The 18116-nt window shown below is 53.8% G+C and carries 17 protein-coding genes and 1 pseudogene; 16 read left to right on the plus strand and 2 right to left on the minus strand.

All coding sequences use genetic code 11. The features are described from left to right. Window positions 1-4: 4 nt before the first annotated feature. Complete coding sequence (gene flgL / locus ACQ29O_RS08975; protein WP_001223036.1) at window positions 5-958, plus strand: flagellar hook-associated protein FlgL; 954 nt, start codon at window positions 5-7, stop codon at window positions 956-958. Window positions 959-1204: 246 nt separating this feature from the next. On the opposite strand, the gene rne is transcribed toward flgL, so the two are convergent. After that, window positions 1205-4411: a ribonuclease E gene (gene rne / locus ACQ29O_RS08980; protein WP_000827478.1), complete on the minus strand. Its 3207-nt coding sequence runs from the start codon at window positions 4409-4411 to the stop codon at window positions 1205-1207. Window positions 4412-4984: 573 nt separating this feature from the next. Between rne and rluC the strand changes: the two genes are divergently transcribed. The 3 genes and pseudogenes from rluC (at window position 4985) to ACQ29O_RS08995 (ending at window position 7269) form a co-directional block, all read left to right on the plus strand. Further along, entirely contained in the window at window positions 4985-5944 is a 960-nt protein-coding gene (rluC, locus tag ACQ29O_RS08985) for a 23S rRNA pseudouridine(955/2504/2580) synthase RluC (RefSeq protein WP_000846319.1), read from the plus strand. A gap of 155 nt (window positions 5945-6099) precedes the next feature. Continuing rightward, window positions 6100-6842 (plus strand): annotated as a pseudogene (locus ACQ29O_RS08990) (DUF3053 domain-containing protein). 202 nt (window positions 6843-7044) lie between these two features. Beyond that, on the plus strand, window positions 7045-7269 hold the full coding sequence (locus ACQ29O_RS08995; protein ID WP_000528430.1) for a hypothetical protein: 225 nt from the start codon (window positions 7045-7047) through the stop codon (window positions 7267-7269). A 70-nt stretch (window positions 7270-7339) separates the two neighbouring features. On the opposite strand, the gene ACQ29O_RS09000 is transcribed toward ACQ29O_RS08995, so the two are convergent. Beyond that, window positions 7340-7924, minus strand: a complete 585-nt coding sequence (locus ACQ29O_RS09000; RefSeq protein WP_020936936.1) for a Maf family protein — start codon at window positions 7922-7924, stop codon at window positions 7340-7342. Between the two features lie 197 nt (window positions 7925-8121). On the opposite strand from ACQ29O_RS09000, the gene yceD reads away from it, so the two are divergent. From yceD to holB, 12 genes are all read left to right on the plus strand, one after another. Further along, a complete protein-coding gene (yceD, locus tag ACQ29O_RS09005) occupies window positions 8122-8643 on the plus strand; it encodes a 23S rRNA accumulation protein YceD (RefSeq protein WP_001174492.1) in 522 nt (173 codons plus the stop codon). Window positions 8644-8694: 51 nt separating this feature from the next. Beyond that, window positions 8695-8868, plus strand: coding sequence for a 50S ribosomal protein L32 (gene rpmF, locus ACQ29O_RS09010; RefSeq protein WP_000290727.1), 174 nt, complete (start codon window positions 8695-8697; stop codon window positions 8866-8868). Window positions 8869-9001: 133 nt separating this feature from the next. Then, a complete protein-coding gene (plsX, locus tag ACQ29O_RS09015) occupies window positions 9002-10081 on the plus strand; it encodes a phosphate acyltransferase PlsX (RefSeq protein WP_001518286.1) in 1080 nt (359 codons plus the stop codon). Window positions 10082-10160: 79 nt separating this feature from the next. Next, a complete protein-coding gene (gene fabH, locus ACQ29O_RS09020) occupies window positions 10161-11114 on the plus strand; it encodes a beta-ketoacyl-ACP synthase III (protein ID WP_000288148.1) in 954 nt (317 codons plus the stop codon). A gap of 15 nt (window positions 11115-11129) precedes the next feature. Next, on the plus strand, window positions 11130-12059 hold the full coding sequence (gene fabD / locus ACQ29O_RS09025; protein WP_000191342.1) for an ACP S-malonyltransferase: 930 nt from the start codon (window positions 11130-11132) through the stop codon (window positions 12057-12059). Window positions 12060-12071: 12 nt separating this feature from the next. After that, a complete protein-coding gene (gene fabG, locus ACQ29O_RS09030) occupies window positions 12072-12806 on the plus strand; it encodes a 3-oxoacyl-ACP reductase FabG (protein ID WP_000007236.1) in 735 nt (244 codons plus the stop codon). 155 nt (window positions 12807-12961) lie between these two features. Further along, window positions 12962-13198 (plus strand): acyl carrier protein, encoded by a 237-nt coding sequence (gene acpP / locus ACQ29O_RS09035; RefSeq protein ID WP_000103754.1) that lies wholly within the window; start codon window positions 12962-12964, stop codon window positions 13196-13198. Between the two features lie 85 nt (window positions 13199-13283). Beyond that, entirely contained in the window at window positions 13284-14525 is a 1242-nt protein-coding gene (gene fabF, locus ACQ29O_RS09040; protein WP_000044664.1) for a beta-ketoacyl-ACP synthase II, read from the plus strand. Between the two features lie 123 nt (window positions 14526-14648). Further along, window positions 14649-15458: an aminodeoxychorismate lyase gene (gene pabC, locus ACQ29O_RS09045; protein WP_000478653.1), complete on the plus strand. Its 810-nt coding sequence runs from the start codon at window positions 14649-14651 to the stop codon at window positions 15456-15458. 2 nt (window positions 15459-15460) lie between these two features. Further along, window positions 15461-16483: a cell division protein YceG gene (yceG, locus tag ACQ29O_RS09050; protein ID WP_000736467.1), complete on the plus strand. Its 1023-nt coding sequence runs from the start codon at window positions 15461-15463 to the stop codon at window positions 16481-16483. Further along, entirely contained in the window at window positions 16473-17114 is a 642-nt protein-coding gene (tmk, locus tag ACQ29O_RS09055; RefSeq protein ID WP_000535396.1) for a dTMP kinase, read from the plus strand. The genes yceG and tmk overlap by 11 nt, the downstream gene beginning before the upstream one ends. Continuing rightward, complete coding sequence (gene holB, locus ACQ29O_RS09060; protein WP_020936939.1) at window positions 17111-18115, plus strand: DNA polymerase III subunit delta'; 1005 nt, start codon at window positions 17111-17113, stop codon at window positions 18113-18115. Before tmk ends, holB begins: the two co-directional genes overlap by 4 nt. Window position 18116: the final 1 nt, after the last annotated feature.

Below are 18116 nucleotides of genomic sequence, written 5' to 3' on the forward strand. Positions count from 1 at the left end.
TGACATGCGTATCAGTACCCAGATGATGTACGAACAAAATATGAGCGGCATCACTAATTCTCAGGCCGAATGGATGAAGCTGGGCGAGCAGATGTCTACCGGTAAGCGCGTTACCAACCCATCTGACGATCCAATCGCCGCGTCGCAGGCGGTAGTACTCTCTCAGGCGCAGGCGCAGAATAGCCAGTATGCCCTGGCGCGTACGTTTGCCACCCAAAAAGTGTCGCTGGAAGAAAGCGTACTCAGTCAGGTGACGACGGCGATTCAAACCGCGCAGGAAAAAATCGTCTATGCCGGAAACGGCACGTTAAGCGACGATGATCGCGCGTCGCTGGCGACGGATTTACAGGGGATCCGCGATCAGCTGATGAACCTGGCAAACAGCACTGACGGCAATGGTCGCTATATCTTTGCCGGGTATAAAACGGAAGCGGCGCCATTCGACCAGGCGACAGGTGGTTATCATGGCGGCGAGAAAAGTGTTACCCAGCAGGTGGATTCCGCACGCACGATGGTAATTGGCCATACGGGAGTGCAAATTTTTAATAGCATCACCAGCAATGCGGTGCCGGAACCGGATGGCTCGGACTCCGAAAAGAATCTGTTTGTCATGCTCGATACGGCAATTGCCGCGCTCAAGACCCCGGTGGAAGGCAATGACGTGGAAAAAGAAAAAGCCGCTGCCGCCATTGATAAAACCAATCGCGGCTTAAAAAATTCGCTTAATAACGTCCTGACCGTTCGTGCGGAACTGGGAACGCAACTGAGCGAACTCAGTACGCTGGATTCACTGGGAAGCGACCGTGCGCTGGGACAGAAACTGCAGATGAGCAACCTGGTAGATGTGGACTGGAACTCGGTCATTTCTTCCTACGTCATGCAACAGGCGGCATTACAGGCGTCCTATAAAACGTTTACCGACATGCAGGGAATGTCGCTTTTCCAGTTGAACCGGTAACACCTCTTTTTGAAACATATCACGAAACTGGATATGTTTTGTCTGCCCGCGCCATCCACCCCGGCGCGGGCATTTTTTTAGTCGTCATTGAGTTAGTGGTCATATTGTCGCGCCCGTAGCGACGCCATCCGTACGTATTATCCCGCCCGATCTCATAGTGACTAAAAGACGCCATGGGGTGAGGCATCGCCCTGTAAGGGGCATAAAAAAGCCGACCTGGCGGTCGGCTTTGTATCAGCATTTACATCATTCTACCGGCTGTGGGCGTGTCGCCGGGGCGCTGGCATGACGTGTAGCGCTGTGTCCGCCTGCCGCGCCTTTACCTTCAAAGTGGAAGGAAGGGCGCTGCCAGTCGCTATGGTGCGGGGTTTCCGGCACATATTCCGGCGCTGGCGCACGCGTCATCGGCGCGCTGGCGTGATTATGATCGTCGTCAACGCAGACAGCGTCCTGCGGCTTTTCCACCACCTGGGCCGGTGCGATAACGGTTTCTTCTGCCGTGTGCTCCACAACAGCCGCTTCCGCTTTTGTCTCTTCTTCTGGCTCGACAACGACAACATCAGCCACGTTTTCAGCCACCGTAATGGACGCGTCGGCGGTTTCTGCTACCGGTTCGGCGTCAGCAATAACCTCTTGCGCTTCCGGCGTATCGCTTTCGGCAATCAGTTGCGGCTGTTCATCAACCGGCGCGGCAATCACTTCCGGATGCGTTGTCTCGACCTTGACGACTTCCGGCGCCTGTGGTTCGGCGACGGTCTGCGGCTCAACGGCAACGTTTTCTACCGCCTGTACCGACGCTTGTGGTTCTAACGCTACGGTCGCAGCGATAACCTGCGGTTCAGCGACAACCGGTTGTGGCAGCGCCAGATCTGCTTCACGCTGCTCTTCAACAACCTGCGTTTCCTGAGGACGGACAATCGGGTAGCGGATCCAGACTTTACCGGACGCCATTTCCGGCGACGCGCAGGCGACGGTTAACGGCATCGGCGATTGTGTCGGGTAGCGCTCGTCACGATAGCGACGGCGACGCTGACCGCTTACGCGCAGGTGGCGCGGAGAACGGCGGGAGCGACGCGGCATACCGGTATTATCGCGAGGTTCTACGCTATCATCCTGCTCCGGCGCGATATCGGCGACGACAGGTAAATCAACTTTCGCCAGCTCGGTACGCGGCGCTGGAACGGGCTGTTCAACGTTTTCAACCGGGCGTGGTTCGTCGACGACGACCGGCGTGTCAACCGTTTCAACCACTGCGCTGTTGGTAAAGCGGACTTTCTGATTAAGCTGACGCTGCTTGCGGCGCGGCTGAACCTGCTGAACGCGTTCTTCCTGCTCGGTCTCCTGGGCAGGCTGTTCTTCGCGGTTAAGCGCTTTTACTTCCTGCTGCGCCTGGCGCTTGTCATCATTGCGGCGGCGGCTGCGTTCGCGACGCGGCGTCTGTTGCTGTTCATCGCCGGTTTTCACTTTTTCCGCCGTTTCCTGCTGGCGGGTATCGCGCGCTTCCGCATTTTGCTGCTGCGTCTGGCGACGGTTACGACGATTATCGTCGCGGCTCTCGCCGCCGTCACGTCCGGCACGGTTATCACGGGTGTCGCGGCGTTCGTTACGATCGCGACGGTTGTTCTGCCGTGGCTTGCGACGATCCTGCTGACGCTCCGCTTTTTCTTCCGCTTTCGGCGCGGCTGTTTCGACGGCTTTCGTTTCTTCACCGCTGAACAGTTGTTTCAGCGCGTTAAGGAAGCGGCTAAACAGACCCGGCTGGGCAGGCTGCGCGGCGGCAACATTATCCTTTTTCGCCGTGGCGACGCTAACCGCCGGTTCGACAGGCGTCGGCGCCGGAGGCACATCTGGCATAGCGAATGTCGCCAGCGCAGGCTGTTCCGGGCGTTTACGCTCGGCGTACTCTTCTTCAGAAGGCAGCGCCATCGCTTCTTCGTGCAGCTTCGGCAGCATGTAGCTCAGGGTCGGCGTTTCTTCCCCTTTGCGTACGCGCAGCACGGAATAGTGCGGCGTTTCCATCTGATCGTTCGGGACGATGACACAGCGGACGCCATCCTGACGCGTCTCAATAGCGTTAACTGCCGTCCGTTTTTCGTTAAGCAGATAAGAGGCGATCGGCACCGGAACAATGGCATGGACTTCCTGCGTATTCTCTTTCAGCGCTTCTTCTTCAATCAGGCGCAGAATGGACAGCGACAGAGATTCGTTATCGCGCACGGTGCCGGTACCGCTACAGCGCGGACACACGTGATGGCTGGATTCGCCCAGCGACGGGCTCAGGCGCTGACGCGACATTTCGAGCAGGCCGAAGCGGGAAATATGGCTAATCTGAATACGCGCCCGGTCCTGACGCACCGCTTCACGCAGACGGTTTTCTACCGCGCGCTGGTGACGTACCGGCGTCATATCGATAAAGTCGATAACGATCAGGCCGCCCAGGTCGCGCAGACGCAACTGGCGGGCAATCTCATCGGCCGCTTCCAGGTTGGTATTAAACGCCGTTTCTTCGATATCGCCGCCGCGAGTCGCGCGGGCGGAGTTGATATCGATGGCGGTTAACGCTTCGGTACTATCAATGACGATGGAGCCGCCGGAGGGCAGGCGCACTTCACGCTGGAACGCTGACTCGATCTGCGATTCGATCTGGTAATGGCTGAACAACGGGATTTCACCGGTGTACAGCTTAATTTTGCTGCTAAAATCCGGGCGGCCCAACGCGGCGATATGCTGACGCGCCATTTCCATCACTTTTGGATTGTCGATCAGGATTTCACCGATATCCTGACGCAGATAGTCGCGAAACGAGCGTACGATGACGTTGCTTTCCTGATGGATCAGGAACGGCGCGGGACGGCTTTCAGCGGCTTTCTGAATGGCCTCCCAGTGTTTCAGGCGGAAGCTTAAATCCCACTGCAACGCTTCGGCGGATTTACCCACGCCCGCGGTACGCACGATAAGCCCCATCCCTTCAGGAAGTTCCAGGCTGGCCAACGCTTCTTTTAACTCGGTACGATCGTCGCCTTCAATGCGACGGGAAATACCACCCGCGCGCGGGTTATTCGGCATCAGTACCAGGTAGCTGCCCGCCAGACTGATAAAGGTGGTTAACGCCGCGCCTTTGTTGCCGCGCTCTTCTTTATCGATTTGAACAATGACTTCCTGGCCTTCGCGTAACACGTCTTTAATGTTCGGGCGACCATGAGCGCTGTAGTTAGCGGGGAAATATTCGCGGGCAATTTCTTTTAACGGGAGGAAACCGTGGCGTTCTGCGCCGTAATCAACAAAAGCCGCTTCCAGGCTCGGTTCAATACGGGTAATTTTGCCTTTATATATGTTCGCTTTTTTCTGCTCGTGTCCGGGGCTTTCTATATCCAGATCGTACAGACGCTGCCCATCTACAAGGGCGACGCGCAACTCTTCCTGCTGAGTCGCGTTGATTAACATTCTTTTCATCGTAACTTACTCATTATTCTTACGTTGACGACTAAGCTGCGGGCATGGTGACGCCTTACCGGGCATGAACCGATGGCCTCGTGACTATTTCGCGTCGCCAACCTCACGGTTATCGTCAGCTCAAAGAGGCGCAGAGTGTCGGTTGCCTGTATTTCATACGGAAACACAGCGCAATTATCAGGGAAGCAGCCTGGGCATTACTCTCCAGAGAAGATCCTATCTACCGGTAAGGACTGCAACCCGCAGCCCGCTAACTGTCTGAAAAATCAATACGTCTTACGCCATTGCTGCGTTGATGATCGGTCAGACAAAATGGGTTATTCCGCTAAACTTTTTGTTTTAACAAGTTTCGGTGCGGAAACCGCATCATTATTCCACTGCTAACCTTGTTATAGCAAGATGACTTTTACCATTTATCACCCGCTTACTCACAGTTTTTTCACCAGCGCGAGCCAATCGCTTTAATAACCAGCAAAACCGCAGTGAAAAATGTTCATCCACTGGCGTAGACGTCTCTATAAGCATAGAAAAATGTGTGGCGCGAATCTCACAGGCTATTTAGAATCGCCCCCCATGAAAACAGAAACGCCATCCGTAAAAATTGTTGCTATCGCCGCTGACGAAGCGGGGCAACGCATTGATAACTTTTTGCGCACCCAACTGAAAGGGGTACCAAAAAGTATGATTTATCGCATCTTGCGTAAAGGCGAGGTGCGGGTGAACAAAAAACGCATTAAACCGGAATACAAACTGGAAGCGGGCGATGAAGTCCGCATTCCGCCGGTTCGCGTTGCTGAACGCGAAGAAGAGGCCGTGTCGCCGCATTTGCAAAAAGTGGCGGCGTTGGCGGACGTCATTTTGTATGAAGACGACCATATTCTGGTGCTGAATAAGCCTTCCGGCACCGCCGTACACGGCGGGAGCGGGTTAAGTTTTGGCGTCATCGAAGGGCTGCGGGCGTTGCGTCCGGAAGCGCGATTCCTGGAACTGGTGCATCGTCTTGACCGCGATACCTCCGGCGTGCTGTTGGTGGCGAAAAAACGCTCCGCGCTGCGTTCGCTGCATGAGCAACTGCGCGAAAAGGGAATGCAGAAAGATTATCTGGCGCTGGTGCGCGGCCAGTGGCAATCGCACGTTAAAACCGTACAGGCGCCATTATTAAAGAACATTCTGCAAAGCGGCGAACGTATTGTTCGCGTGAGCCAGGAAGGCAAACCGTCAGAAACGCGCTTCAAGGTGGAAGAGCGCTATGCCTTCGCCACGCTGGTGCGCTGTAGCCCGGTAACGGGCCGTACGCATCAGATTCGCGTACATACCCAATATGCCGGTCACCCTATTGCGTTCGACGATCGCTACGGCGACCGTGAGTTTGATCAACAGCTTACCGAAGCGGGAACCGGTCTTAAACGTCTCTTTCTACACGCCGCGGCGCTGAAGTTCACGCATCCGGGAACGGGCGAAGTCATGCGCATTGAAGCGCCGATGGATAACGCCCTGAAGCGCTGTCTGCAGGTGCTGCGTAACGCAAAATAGTTCCTCTCTCGGGCAGGTTATCTGCCCGAATCTCACTTTTCTCATAATATTTTTGTTTTGCTGTATCCGACGCATTTTTACCGTTGTGTACTGTTTATTCTTGCGATCCGGATTTCGGCGTGTTTAAGGACGAACAGATGGCCAATACTAGCTGGATGCGCTCATTTACTCAGCGTTGGGGAAAATACGTTATCGTGCCGCTCGTGATCGCGATGCTGACCGGTTGCGAAGGGAAGGGCGATAGTTCACGACGGGCTTTCGTTGAGTATTTGAATACGCAAATCATTACGTCTCCCGTGGTGGGCGTCTGTGAGTTGACGCCAGCCCAACGTCAGGCTTTTGGTCATTACGCCGATGACTACGATGTACTATTAGCTGCCTACGGGCAAATCTTTGCTGTGGTGTATGAGACCGGCCAGGAGGATAAGATCACCGGTGTTATTCAGTCTGAGCGTGATAATCTGGTTTTCCTGAACGAGCTACGTGTGGCTCGTGACGTAAACAATCGATTTATCCTTCGGTTGAAAAATGTGAGTAGTGAAAACAGAAAAAAATATTCTGCTTTAAAGCTCCCCTCTGATGTGAAGCCTGTCTTTGACGCTGCGTGGAATAAAACCGTAACACCGCTGGATGAGACGATGACTCGCTATTATTTTCTGCGCGGAAAGCGGCTCGACCAGCTGGTCGCAATGGGCGAGTTTCTGCAAAAACAGGGAAATAAAGTCCGCGTTGAAACGGATGGAAAAGCGGTTTTTGTCGACCTGGCAGCAAAAGAACACTTCAGGATCAACAATTTAATTTTTTCATTACGCAGAATGATATAAACCATCTTACTCAGCAGATGGTTGAATTTATAAATAGTCAACAAGATGCGGCGGATGCTGGCGGCGTTAATTAAAGGAATGTGTCGTGAGGTGAAGCAATGTTAGGGGGGCGTAAACTCATCGCGAGATGGAATTTAACGAGTCGCAAAGGGAAGGTTTCAGGACAGTAAACGTCCTGAGAGTTGCTCGCGAGAATAAGTTTGTAAGCCGCTTTTGACGCCGTAGAGCGCGTCAGGCGAGTATTGAGAACATGTGTTTTTACAAAACTGAACTGAGATGGGGAATTCATTAACGCGCACGTACACCGCTGTTGATACCCTATGGGATAAAACGCACCGTACATCGGTTCGTAATACCAATGCTTTTTTTCTGGTCGGTGAATGGATTGACCAGGAAACGGGCCCGCACGAAGAGAGTGAAGATCGGCAGGCGCTAAATTGTTCACAACAAGCGCTTTCCAGTTGGTTAGAACTGGAAGCGGTCGAAACTGCTCCCCAATAAACGGGAGATAACTACCAACACGTGCAGAAACGGCTTTTAGCGGTATTTGAAAAGCCTACAGAATATCCGTTTACTGCAGTAGCGGGTTGAAGCCTTCCCGTCGCAGCATCTGGCACAGAGCAATAAGCGGCAAGCCGATCAGCGTGTTCGGATCGCGGCCCTCCAGGCGCTCAAATAATGCAATGCCTAAACCTTCGCTTTTAAAACTTCCCGCGCAGTACAGCGGATGCTCTTTACGGACATAGTCGTCTATTTCCGCTTCGCTTAAATGGCGAAAATGAACGTCAAAAGGCTCCACTTCGGTTTGTAAGTGCCCGGAGGCGGAGTTATACAGTGCCAGTCCGGTATAAAACGTCACAATATTTCCGCTGGCTTTGGCTAATTGCTGACGCGCTTTTTCTTCCGTCAGCGGTTTGCCGGTGATTTCGCCGTCCAGAACACAAATTTGGTCGGAGCCAATAATCAAATGATTCGGGAAACGCGCGGCGAGCGATTGCGCCTTCGCCTGCGCCAGCCGCAGCACCAACTGACGCGGCGCTTCGCCCGGCATGGGGGTTTCATCAACATCCGGCGTGGCGCATTCGAAAGGAATCGTCAGCTTTTCCAGCAGCGCGCGACGCCAGGGAGAGGTAGACGCAAGGATGAGACGGGGCATATTTTTTCCCTCAGATATAGCGTAATGATGAGAGCCATCTTAAACTATGCTCTTCGGTCTTCAAGCCTGTCATACTGACTCGTCTTGAGCGAAAATAAGTCTGTAACCCGCAATGTGTGCGAATTATTGGCAAAAGGCAACCGCAGGCTGCCTTTTTCTTTGACTATATGACGTTACGAAGTTAATATGCGCGCCCTATGCAAAAGGTAAAATTACCCCTGACTCTTGATCCGGTTCGTACCGCTCAAAAACGCCTTGATTACCAGGGTATCTATACCCCCGATCAGGTTGAGCGCGTTGCCGAATCTGTAGTCAGTGTGGACAGTGATGTGGAATGCTCCATGTCGTTCGCTATCGATAACCAGCGTCTCGCCGTTTTAACCGGCGATGCGGTCGTTACGGTGTCGCTCGAATGCCAGCGTTGCGGGAAACCGTTTACCCATCAGGTTCACACAACGTATTGTTTTAGCCCTGTCCGTTCCGACGAGCAGGCTGAAGCACTGCCGGAAGCGTATGAGCCGATTGAGGTAAACGAATTCGGCGAAATCGATCTGCTGGCGACGGTTGAAGATGAAATCATCCTCGCCTTGCCGGTAGTTCCGGTGCATGATTCTGAACACTGTGAAGTGTCCGAGGCGGACATGGTCTTTGGCGAACTGCCTGATGAAGCGCAAAAGCCAAACCCATTTGCCGTATTAGCCAGCTTAAAGCGTAAGTAATAGGTCTTCCCCGCGGACGCAGGGATAAACCGTAATTGAGGAGTAAGGTCCATGGCCGTACAACAGAATAAACCAACCCGTTCCAAACGTGGCATGCGTCGTTCCCATGACGCTCTGACCGCAGTCACCAGCCTGTCTGTAGACAAAACTTCTGGTGAAAAACACCTGCGTCACCACATCACTGCCGACGGTTACTACCGCGGCCGTAAGGTCATCGCTAAGTAATCGCGCGATACTCGATGCCTTTTGCATCACAGGCGTGCCTGTGGTGTAAAAGCCGAAGAGTACAAGCGTGATAAAGCTTAGTGAGGATTTCTCCGCGTAAGCGGAGAACACCGAACCAGGCAGCGACGATACCTTGACACGTCTAACCCTGGCGTTAGATGTCATGGGGGGCGATTTTGGTCCTTCCGTGACGGTGCCTGCAGCATTGCAGGCACTGAACGCTAATTCGCAGCTCACTCTTCTTTTAGTCGGGAATCCCGATATTATCACGCCATTACTTGCCAAAGCTGACTTTGAACAACGTTCGCGTCTGCAGATTATCCCTGCACAGTCAGTTATTGCCAGTGATGCCCGGCCTTCGCAGGCGATCCGCGCCAGTCGCGGGACATCCATGCGTGTGGCCCTGGAGCTTGTGAAAGAAGGCCGAGCCGAAGCTTGCGTTAGCGCCGGTAATACCGGGGCGCTGATGGGGCTGGCGAAATTATTGCTCAAGCCTCTTGAGGGGATTGAGCGTCCGGCGTTGGTGACGGTATTACCGCACCAGCAAAAGGGCAAAACGGTAGTGCTTGATTTGGGGGCCAACGTCGACTGTGACAGTACCATGCTGGTGCAGTTTGCCGTGATGGGCGCCGTTTTGGCGGAAGAGGTCGTCGGGATCAAAAATCCCCGCGTGGCGCTACTCAATATCGGGGAAGAAGAAACCAAAGGCCTCGACAGTATTCGCGAAGCCTCTTTAATGTTAAAAACAGTCCCAACCATCAATTACATCGGCTACCTTGAGGCGAATGAGTTACTGACGGGAAAAACCGATGTACTGGTGTGTGACGGCTTTACAGGCAATGTCACACTTAAAACGATGGAGGGGGTTGTCAGAATGTTCCTTTCACTGCTGAAATCACAGGGCGAGGGGAAAAAACGGTCGTGGTGGCTGCTGTTATTAAAACGTTGGTTACAAAAAAGCCTGACGAGGCGATTCAGTCACCTCAACCCCGACCAGTATAATGGCGCCTGTCTGTTAGGATTGCGCGGCACGGTGATAAAAAGTCATGGTGCGGCCAATCAGCGAGCATTTGCAGTCGCGATTGAACAGGCAGTGCAGGCGGTGCAGCGACAAGTTCCTCAGCGAATTGCCGCTCGCCTGGAATCTGTATACCCAGCCGGATTTGAACCGCTGGACGATGGCAAAGGCGTAAACCTGCGGGCGCACAGATAATATCGCTGTCTCCCCGGCGCCGCCAGCGTGCCAGACGTTTACAGGTAACGGTATATAACCGAAAAGTGACTGAGCGTACATGTATACGAAGATTATTGGTACTGGCAGCTATCTGCCCGAACAAGTGCGGACTAACGCCGATCTGGAAAAAATGGTTGAGACCTCTGACGAGTGGATTGTCACTCGTACAGGTATTCGTGAACGCCATATCGCCGCGCCTAATGAAACTGTCGCGACGATGGGCTTTACCGCTGCGAATCGCGCGATTGAGATGGCGGGGATCGATAAAGACCAAATTGGCTTGATTGTGGTGGCTACCACATCAGCAACGCATGCATTTCCAAGCGCGGCATGTCAGATTCAAAGTATGCTCGGTATTAAAGGTTGCCCGGCGTTTGATGTCGCGGCAGCGTGCGCAGGTTTCACCTACGCGTTAAGCATCGCCGACCAGTACGTTAAATCCGGCGCGGTTAAACACGCGCTGGTGGTCGGTTCCGATGTATTAGCCCGCACTTGCGATCCTGGCGATCGCGGTACGATCATTATTTTCGGCGATGGCGCAGGCGCGGCCGTACTGAGCGCTTCTGAAGAACCGGGTATTATCTCCACTCATCTTCATGCCGATGGCCGTTACGGTGAATTACTGACCCTGCCGAATGCCGATCGCGTAAATCCGGATAACCCGATTTACCTGACGATGGCGGGCAATGAAGTCTTTAAAGTGGCGGTCACTGAACTGGCGCATATTGTCGATGAGACGCTGGCGGCTAATAACCTGGATCGCTCAGAACTCGATTGGCTGGTGCCGCATCAGGCTAACCTGCGTATCATTAGCGCGACAGCGAAAAAACTCGGCATGTCGATGGACAATGTCGTCGTCACGCTGGACAGGCACGGCAATACCTCCGCGGCTTCTGTGCCGTGCGCGCTGGATGAAGCCGTGCGTGACGGGCGAATTAAAGCCGGTCAGCTGGTATTGCTTGAAGCCTTCGGGGGTGGATTCACCTGGGGCTCCGCGCTGATTCGTTTCTAGTATAAGGATTTAAACATGACGCAATTTGCATTTGTGTTCCCCGGTCAGGGTTCTCAGAGCGTTGGGATGTTGGCCGAGATGGCGGCAAATTACCCTATCGTAGAAGAAACGTTTGCTGAAGCTTCTGCGGCTCTGGGATATGATCTGTGGGCGCTCACCCAGCAAGGTCCAGCGGAAGAACTGAATAAAACCTGGCAGACGCAGCCGGCGCTATTAACCGCTTCCGTCGCGCTTTGGCGCGTTTGGCAGCAGCAGGGCGGTAAAATGCCTGCGTTAATGGCAGGTCACAGCCTGGGCGAATATTCCGCGCTGGTTTGCGCTGGCGTCATCAACTTTGCTGATGCCGTTCGTCTGGTGGAAATGCGCGGTAAATTCATGCAGGAAGCGGTTCCGGAAGGTACTGGCGGCATGTCTGCGATCATAGGGCTGGATGATGCCTCTATTGCTAAAGCCTGTGAAGAATCTGCCGAAGGGCAGGTTGTTTCACCGGTTAACTTTAACTCGCCGGGACAGGTGGTTATCGCCGGGCATAAAGAGGCGGTAGAACGCGCAGGCGCAGCCTGTAAAGCCGCTGGCGCGAAACGCGCGCTGCCGCTGCCGGTGAGCGTACCGTCGCACTGCGCGCTGATGAAACCAGCGGCAGATAAGCTGGCGGTTGAATTAGCCAAAATTACCTTTAACGTGCCAACGGTGCCGGTAGTAAACAACGTTGACGTGAAATGTGAAACCGATGCCGCCGCTATCCGCGATGCGCTGGTTCGCCAGTTGTACAATCCGGTACAGTGGACGAAGAGCGTGGAATTTATCGCGGCGCAGGGCGTTGAACATCTTTATGAAGTGGGTCCAGGTAAAGTCCTCACTGGTCTGACGAAACGTATTGTCGACACCCTGACAGCGTCGGCGCTGAACGAGCCGGCGGCGCTGTCTGCGGCACTTACGCAATAAAAGAGGAAAACCATGAGCTTTGAAGGAAAGATTGCGCTGGTGACTGGTGCAAGCCGTGGCATAGGCCGCGCAATTGCAGAGACTCTCGTTGCCCGCGGCGCGAAAGTTATCGGGACTGCGACCAGTGAAAATGGTGCGAAGAACATTAGCGACTATTTAGGTGCTAACGGGAAAGGTTTGATGCTGAATGTGACCGATCCTGCATCTATTGAGTCTGTTCTGGAAAATATTCGCGCAGAATTTGGTGAAGTGGATATCCTGGTTAATAATGCCGGTATCACTCGTGATAATCTGTTGATGCGAATGAAAGATGATGAGTGGAACGATATTATCGAAACCAATTTATCATCCGTTTTCCGCCTGTCAAAAGCGGTAATGCGCGCTATGATGAAAAAGCGTTGTGGTCGCATTATCACTATTGGTTCTGTGGTTGGTACCATGGGAAATGCAGGTCAGGCAAACTACGCTGCGGCGAAAGCGGGCCTGATCGGTTTCAGTAAATCACTGGCGCGTGAAGTTGCGTCCCGTGGTATTACTGTCAATGTTGTGGCTCCGGGTTTTATTGAAACGGACATGACGCGTGCGCTGTCTGACGATCAGCGTGCGGGTATCCTGGCGCAGGTGCCTGCGGGTCGCCTCGGCGGCGCTCAGGAAATCGCCAGTGCGGTTGCATTTTTAGCCTCTGACGAAGCGAGTTACATCACTGGTGAGACTCTGCACGTCAACGGCGGAATGTACATGGTTTAATCACGATTGAAAAATATTTGCGTTATTAGGGCGAAAGGCCGCAAAATAACGTAAAATCGTGGTAAGACCTGCCGGGATTTAGTTGCAAATTTTTCAACATTTTATACACTACGAAAACCATCGCGAAAGCGAGTTTTGATAGGAAATTTAAGAGTATGAGCACTATCGAAGAACGCGTTAAGAAAATTATCGGCGAACAGCTGGGCGTTAAGCAGGAAGAAGTAACCAACAATGCTTCTTTCGTTGAAGACCTGGGCGCAGATTCTCTTGACACCGTTGAGCTGGTAATGGCTCTGGAAGAAGAGTTTGATACTGAGATTCCGGACGAAGAAGCTGAGAAAATCACCACCGTTCAGGCTGCCATTGATTACATCAACGGCCACCAGGCGTAAGTGAACATCTCCAGGCGGTCGTTCGACCGCCTGAGTTTTATATTTTTGTCCCACTAGAATCATTTTCCCTCCCTGGAGGACAACCGTGTCTAAGCGTCGTGTAGTTGTGACCGGACTGGGCATGTTGTCTCCTGTCGGCAATACCGTAGAGTCTACCTGGAAAGCTCTCCTTGCCGGTCAGAGTGGCATCAGCCTGATCGACCATTTCGATACTAGCGCCTATGCAACGAAATTTGCTGGCTTAGTAAAGGATTTTAACTGTGATGACATTATCTCGCGCAAAGAACAGCGCAAGATGGATGCCTTCATTCAATATGGAATTGTCGCTGGCGTACAGGCCATGCAGGATTCTGGCCTTGAAGTGACGGAAGAGAACGCAAGCCGTATTGGCGCCGCTATCGGCTCCGGTATCGGTGGTCTCGGTCTGATCGAAGAAAACCACAGTTCGCTGGTAAAAGGCGGACCGCGTAAGATTAGCCCGTTCTTTGTCCCGTCGACGATTGTTAACATGGTAGCAGGCCATCTGACTATCATGTATGGCCTGCGTGGGCCAAGCATCTCTATTGCGACTGCCTGTACTTCAGGCGTGCATAACATCGGCCATGCCGCGCGTATCATCGCCTATGGCGATGCGGACGCGATGGTGGCAGGTGGCGCAGAAAAAGCCAGTACGCCGCTGGGTGTAGGCGGTTTTGGCGCAGCGCGCGCGCTGTCGACCCGCAACGATAACCCACAGGCGGCGAGCCGTCCGTGGGATAAAGAACGCGATGGTTTTGTACTGGGCGACGGTGCCGGTATGTTGGTGCTTGAAGAGTACGAACATGCGAAAGCGCGTGGTGCGAAAATCTATGCTGAAATCGTCGGCTTTGGTATGAGCAGCGATGCTTACCATATGACGTCGCCGCCGGAAAATGGCGCAGGCGCTGCGCTGGCGATGGTTAACGCGTTGCGTGATGCCGCGATTGAGCCTGCTCAGATTGGCTACGTCAACGCGCACGGCACGTCGACGCCTGCCGGCGACAAAGCTGAGACGCAGGCGGTTAAGTCAGTCTTTGGCGATGCCGCAAGCCGAGTGATGGTGAGCTCGACCAAATCGATGACCGGCCATCTGTTGGGCGCCGCAGGCGCAGTAGAGTCTATTTTCTCTATTCTGGCGTTACGCGATCAGGCCATTCCGCCAACCATTAATCTGGATAACCCGGATGAAGGTTGCGATCTGGACTTCGTGCCGCATGAAGCGCGCCAGGTCAGCGATCTGGAGTACGCTCTGTGTAACTCCTTTGGCTTTGGCGGAACTAACGGTTCCTTGATTTTTAAAAAGATCTAAGTTAAGCCAGAGACAGACATTAATAAAAAGGTCCGCTTGTCGGGCCTTTTTTATCAGGCATATCACCTCTTGTTCTGCGTTATTCATCCTGCCACACTAGCAGGCGACGGATAAGGAGCCACTATGTTTTTAATTAATGGCCATGCGCAGGATCAACTTGCTGTAAGCGACCGGGCGACGCAGTTCGGCGATGGCAGTTTTACGACCGCACGTATTGTTGATGGCAACATTTGCCATCTGGAAGCGCATCTTCAGCGCTTGCAGGTTGCCTGTGAAAAATTACGGATCGCTTTTAGCCATTGGGCGACCCTTCGGCAAGAGATGACAATGTTGGCCACAGGGCATGATTCAGGCGTGTTGAAAGTGATCATTAGCCGTGGTAGCGGTGGCCGGGGATACAGCGCCATGAATTGTCAGGCAGCTACCCGAATCCTCTCCGTTTCTGCTTATCCCGCTTATTATTCTCAGTGGCGTAAGCAAGGCATCACTCTTACCCTTAGTCCCATACCGCTTGGGCGCAATCCTTATCTTGCCGGATTAAAACATCTGAACCGCCTCGAACAGGTGTTGATTCGCTCTCATCTTGAGCAGACGGACGCCGATGAGGCGCTGGTTCTTGACAGCGAGGGATGGGTTACGGAATGCTGTGCGGCTAATTTGTTCTGGCGTACAGGCGACATTGTTTTTACGCCGCGTCTGGATCAGGCCGGGGTGAACGGCATTATGCGACAATTTTGTTTACGCCAACTGGCGCAATCTCCTTTCCAGGTTCTTGAAGTACAGGCGAGAGAGGAGGCAGTCAGGCAGGCGGATGAGATTATCATTTGCAACGCGCTAATGCCGATTATTCCCATACGCGCCTATCACGGGACGTCGTATTCTTCGCGAACACTGTTTCAATTTTTAGCCCCATTTTGTGAGCATCCGAATTAGTTATGAAAAAATTGTCAGGCGTTTTCCTTCTGCTGTTGGTTGTGCTGGGTATTGCCGCGGGCGTGGGGATGTGGAAAGTTCGCCATCTGGAGAACAGCACGTTACTTATTAAAAACGAGACTATCTTTACGCTCAAGGCGGGAACGGGGCGGCTGGCGCTTGGCGACCAGCTTTATGATGAAAAAATCATTAATCGCCCCCGGGTATTTCAGTGGCTGCTGCGCGTGGAGCCTGAGTTATCGCACTTTAAAGCGGGAACTTACCGTTTTACGCCGGGGATGACCGTACGGGAGATGCTTGAGTTGCTGGAGAGCGGCAAAGAAGCGCAATTCCCGTTGCGGTTTGTGGAAGGGATGCGCCTTAGCGATTACCTGAAACAGTTACGAGAGGCGCCGTATATTCGCCATACATTGCCGGATGATGACTACGCCACTGTCGCTCAGGCATTAAAGCTTGCGCATCCGGAATGGGTAGAAGGGTGGTTCTGGCCCGATACCTGGATGTATACCGCCAACACCAGCGATGTCGCTATTCTCAAGCGAGCGCACCAAAAGATGGTGAAAGCTGTCGATACTGTCTGGAAAGGCCGGGCCGAGGGGCTGCCTTATAAAGATCAGAACCAACTGGTGACAATGGCCTCGATTATTGAAAAAGAAACGGCTGTCGCCAGCGAACGCGATCAGGTGGCCTCAGTCTTTATTAATCGCCTGAGAATCGGTATGCGCCTTCAGACCGATCCCACCGTGATTTACGGAATGGGGACGAGTTATAATGGTAACTTGTCGCGTGCGGATCTGGAAAAGCCGACGGCTTATAACACGTATACCATAACCGGGCTGCCGCCAGGACCGATTGCATCGCCCAGCGAAGCGTCATTGCAGGCGGCGGCGCATCCGGCGAAAACGCCGTATCTCTATTTTGTGGCCGACGGTAAAGGCGGTCACACATTTAACACCAATCTTGCCAGCCATAATCGGTCAGTGCAGGAGTACCTGAAAGTGCTTAAGGAAAAAAATGGGCAGTAATTATATCGTCATCGAGGGCCTGGAAGGCGCCGGAAAAACCACTGCGCGCGACGTGGTGGTGGAGACCCTTGAGCAACTGGGTATTCGTAATATGATTTTTACCCGAGAGCCGGGCGGGACGCAACTTGCCGAAAAGCTAAGAAGTCTGGTGCTGGATATCCGATCGGTAGGCGACGAAGTGATTACCGATAAAGCGGAAGTGCTGATGTTTTATGCCGCTCGCGTACAGCTCGTCGAAACGGTAATCAAACCCGCGCTGGCGCAAGGCATATGGGTGATCGGCGATCGCCACGATCTCTCGACCCAGGCGTATCAGGGGGGAGGGCGCGGCATTGATCAAACCATGCTGGCGACACTACGCGATGCCGTGCTGGGCGATTTTCGTCCTGACCTGACGCTGTATCTGGATGTCACGCCGGAAGTCGGGCTAAAACGCGCCAGAGCGCGCGGCGATTTGGATCGCATTGAGCAGGAATCTTTTGATTTCTTTAACCGGACTCGCGCGCGCTATCTGGAACTGGCGGCGCAAGACTCGCGTATCCGCACCATTGACGCGACCCAGCCGCTGGATGCCGTCATGCGCGACATTCGCGCCACGGTGACGAAGTGGGTGCAGGAGCAAGCGGCATGAAATGGTATTCATGGTTACGGCCCGCCTATGAAAAACTGGTAGAAAGTTACCAGGCGGGACGTGGGCACCATGCGCTACTGATTCAGGCCTTACCTGGCATGGGCGACGAGGCGCTGTGCTATGCGCTGAGCCGTTATCTGTTATGCCAGCAGCCTGAGGGCCACAAAAGCTGTGGGCATTGCCGTGGTTGTCAGCTTATGCAGGCTGGCACGCATCCGGACTATTACACGCTGACGCCGGATAAAGGCAAAAGCAGCCTCGGCGTAGATGCGGTACGCGAGGTCAGCGAGAAATTGTACGAGCACTCCCGTCTGGGCGGCGCGAAGGTGGTGTGGATTGCGGATGCGGCGCTATTAACCGACGCCGCCGCCAATGTGTTGCTCAAAACGCTGGAAGAGCCGCCGGAGCAAACCTGGTTTTTCCTTGCCAGCCCGGAGCCTGCTCGTCTGTTGGCGACATTACGTAGCCGCTGTCGGCTGCATCATCTGGCGGCGCCGTCCGAATCGTATGCGATGTCATGGCTGTCGCGAGAAGTGACGGCGTCACAAGAAGCATTGCTCACGGCGCTACGCCTGAATGCGGGGTCGCCCGGCGCCGCGCTGGCGCTGTTGCAGTCTGAACGTTGGGCGCAGCGTGAGGCGCTGTGTCAGGCGTTGATGGACAGTTTACATACGGGCGACTGGTATGCGTTATTAACGGCGCTCAATCATGAGCAAGCCCCGGCGCGCCTGCATTTGCTGGCGACGCTGCTGGTAGACGCGCTGAAACGTCAGCACGGCGCGTCGTACCTGACAAACGTTGATGCGGACGCGGTTGTTGCCGCGCTGGCGGGGCCGCTATCCCCGGCGCGTATTCAGGCAATCCTGAACGATGTTTGCCATTGTCGTGATCAATTACTTCATGTGACCGGATTAAATCGCGAACTGGTATTAACCGATCTCATTCTCCGCATCGAGCATTACCTGCAACCAGGCACCTTGTTGCCTGTTCCTCATCTTTGAG

This window comes from Salmonella sp. GDC200615, from assembly GCF_050574145.1.
Taxonomy (GTDB): Bacteria; Pseudomonadota; Gammaproteobacteria; order Enterobacterales; family Enterobacteriaceae; genus Salmonella; species Salmonella enterica.

What these genes read in the sequence shown, in the direction of transcription:
- flgL (WP_001223036.1), top strand. Translation starts at nt 5, where the DNA reads ATGCGTATCAGTACCCAGATGATGTACGAACAAAATATGAGCGGCATC.
- rne (WP_000827478.1), bottom strand. Translation starts at nt 4,411, where the DNA reads ATGAAAAGAATGTTAATCAACGCGACTCAGCAGGAAGAGTTGCGCGTC.
- rluC (WP_000846319.1), top strand. Translation starts at nt 4,985, where the DNA reads ATGAAAACAGAAACGCCATCCGTAAAAATTGTTGCTATCGCCGCTGAC.
- ACQ29O_RS08995 (WP_000528430.1), top strand. Translation starts at nt 7,045, where the DNA reads ATGGGGAATTCATTAACGCGCACGTACACCGCTGTTGATACCCTATGG.
- ACQ29O_RS09000 (WP_020936936.1), bottom strand. Translation starts at nt 7,924, where the DNA reads ATGCCCCGTCTCATCCTTGCGTCTACCTCTCCCTGGCGTCGCGCGCTG.
- yceD (WP_001174492.1), top strand. Translation starts at nt 8,122, where the DNA reads ATGCAAAAGGTAAAATTACCCCTGACTCTTGATCCGGTTCGTACCGCT.
- rpmF (WP_000290727.1), top strand. Translation starts at nt 8,695, where the DNA reads ATGGCCGTACAACAGAATAAACCAACCCGTTCCAAACGTGGCATGCGT.
- fabH (WP_000288148.1), top strand. Translation starts at nt 10,161, where the DNA reads ATGTATACGAAGATTATTGGTACTGGCAGCTATCTGCCCGAACAAGTG.
- fabD (WP_000191342.1), top strand. Translation starts at nt 11,130, where the DNA reads ATGACGCAATTTGCATTTGTGTTCCCCGGTCAGGGTTCTCAGAGCGTT.
- fabG (WP_000007236.1), top strand. Translation starts at nt 12,072, where the DNA reads ATGAGCTTTGAAGGAAAGATTGCGCTGGTGACTGGTGCAAGCCGTGGC.
- acpP (WP_000103754.1), top strand. Translation starts at nt 12,962, where the DNA reads ATGAGCACTATCGAAGAACGCGTTAAGAAAATTATCGGCGAACAGCTG.
- pabC (WP_000478653.1), top strand. Translation starts at nt 14,649, where the DNA reads ATGTTTTTAATTAATGGCCATGCGCAGGATCAACTTGCTGTAAGCGAC.
- yceG (WP_000736467.1), top strand. Translation starts at nt 15,461, where the DNA reads ATGAAAAAATTGTCAGGCGTTTTCCTTCTGCTGTTGGTTGTGCTGGGT.
- tmk (WP_000535396.1), top strand. Translation starts at nt 16,473, where the DNA reads ATGGGCAGTAATTATATCGTCATCGAGGGCCTGGAAGGCGCCGGAAAA.
- holB (WP_020936939.1), top strand. Translation starts at nt 17,111, where the DNA reads ATGAAATGGTATTCATGGTTACGGCCCGCCTATGAAAAACTGGTAGAA.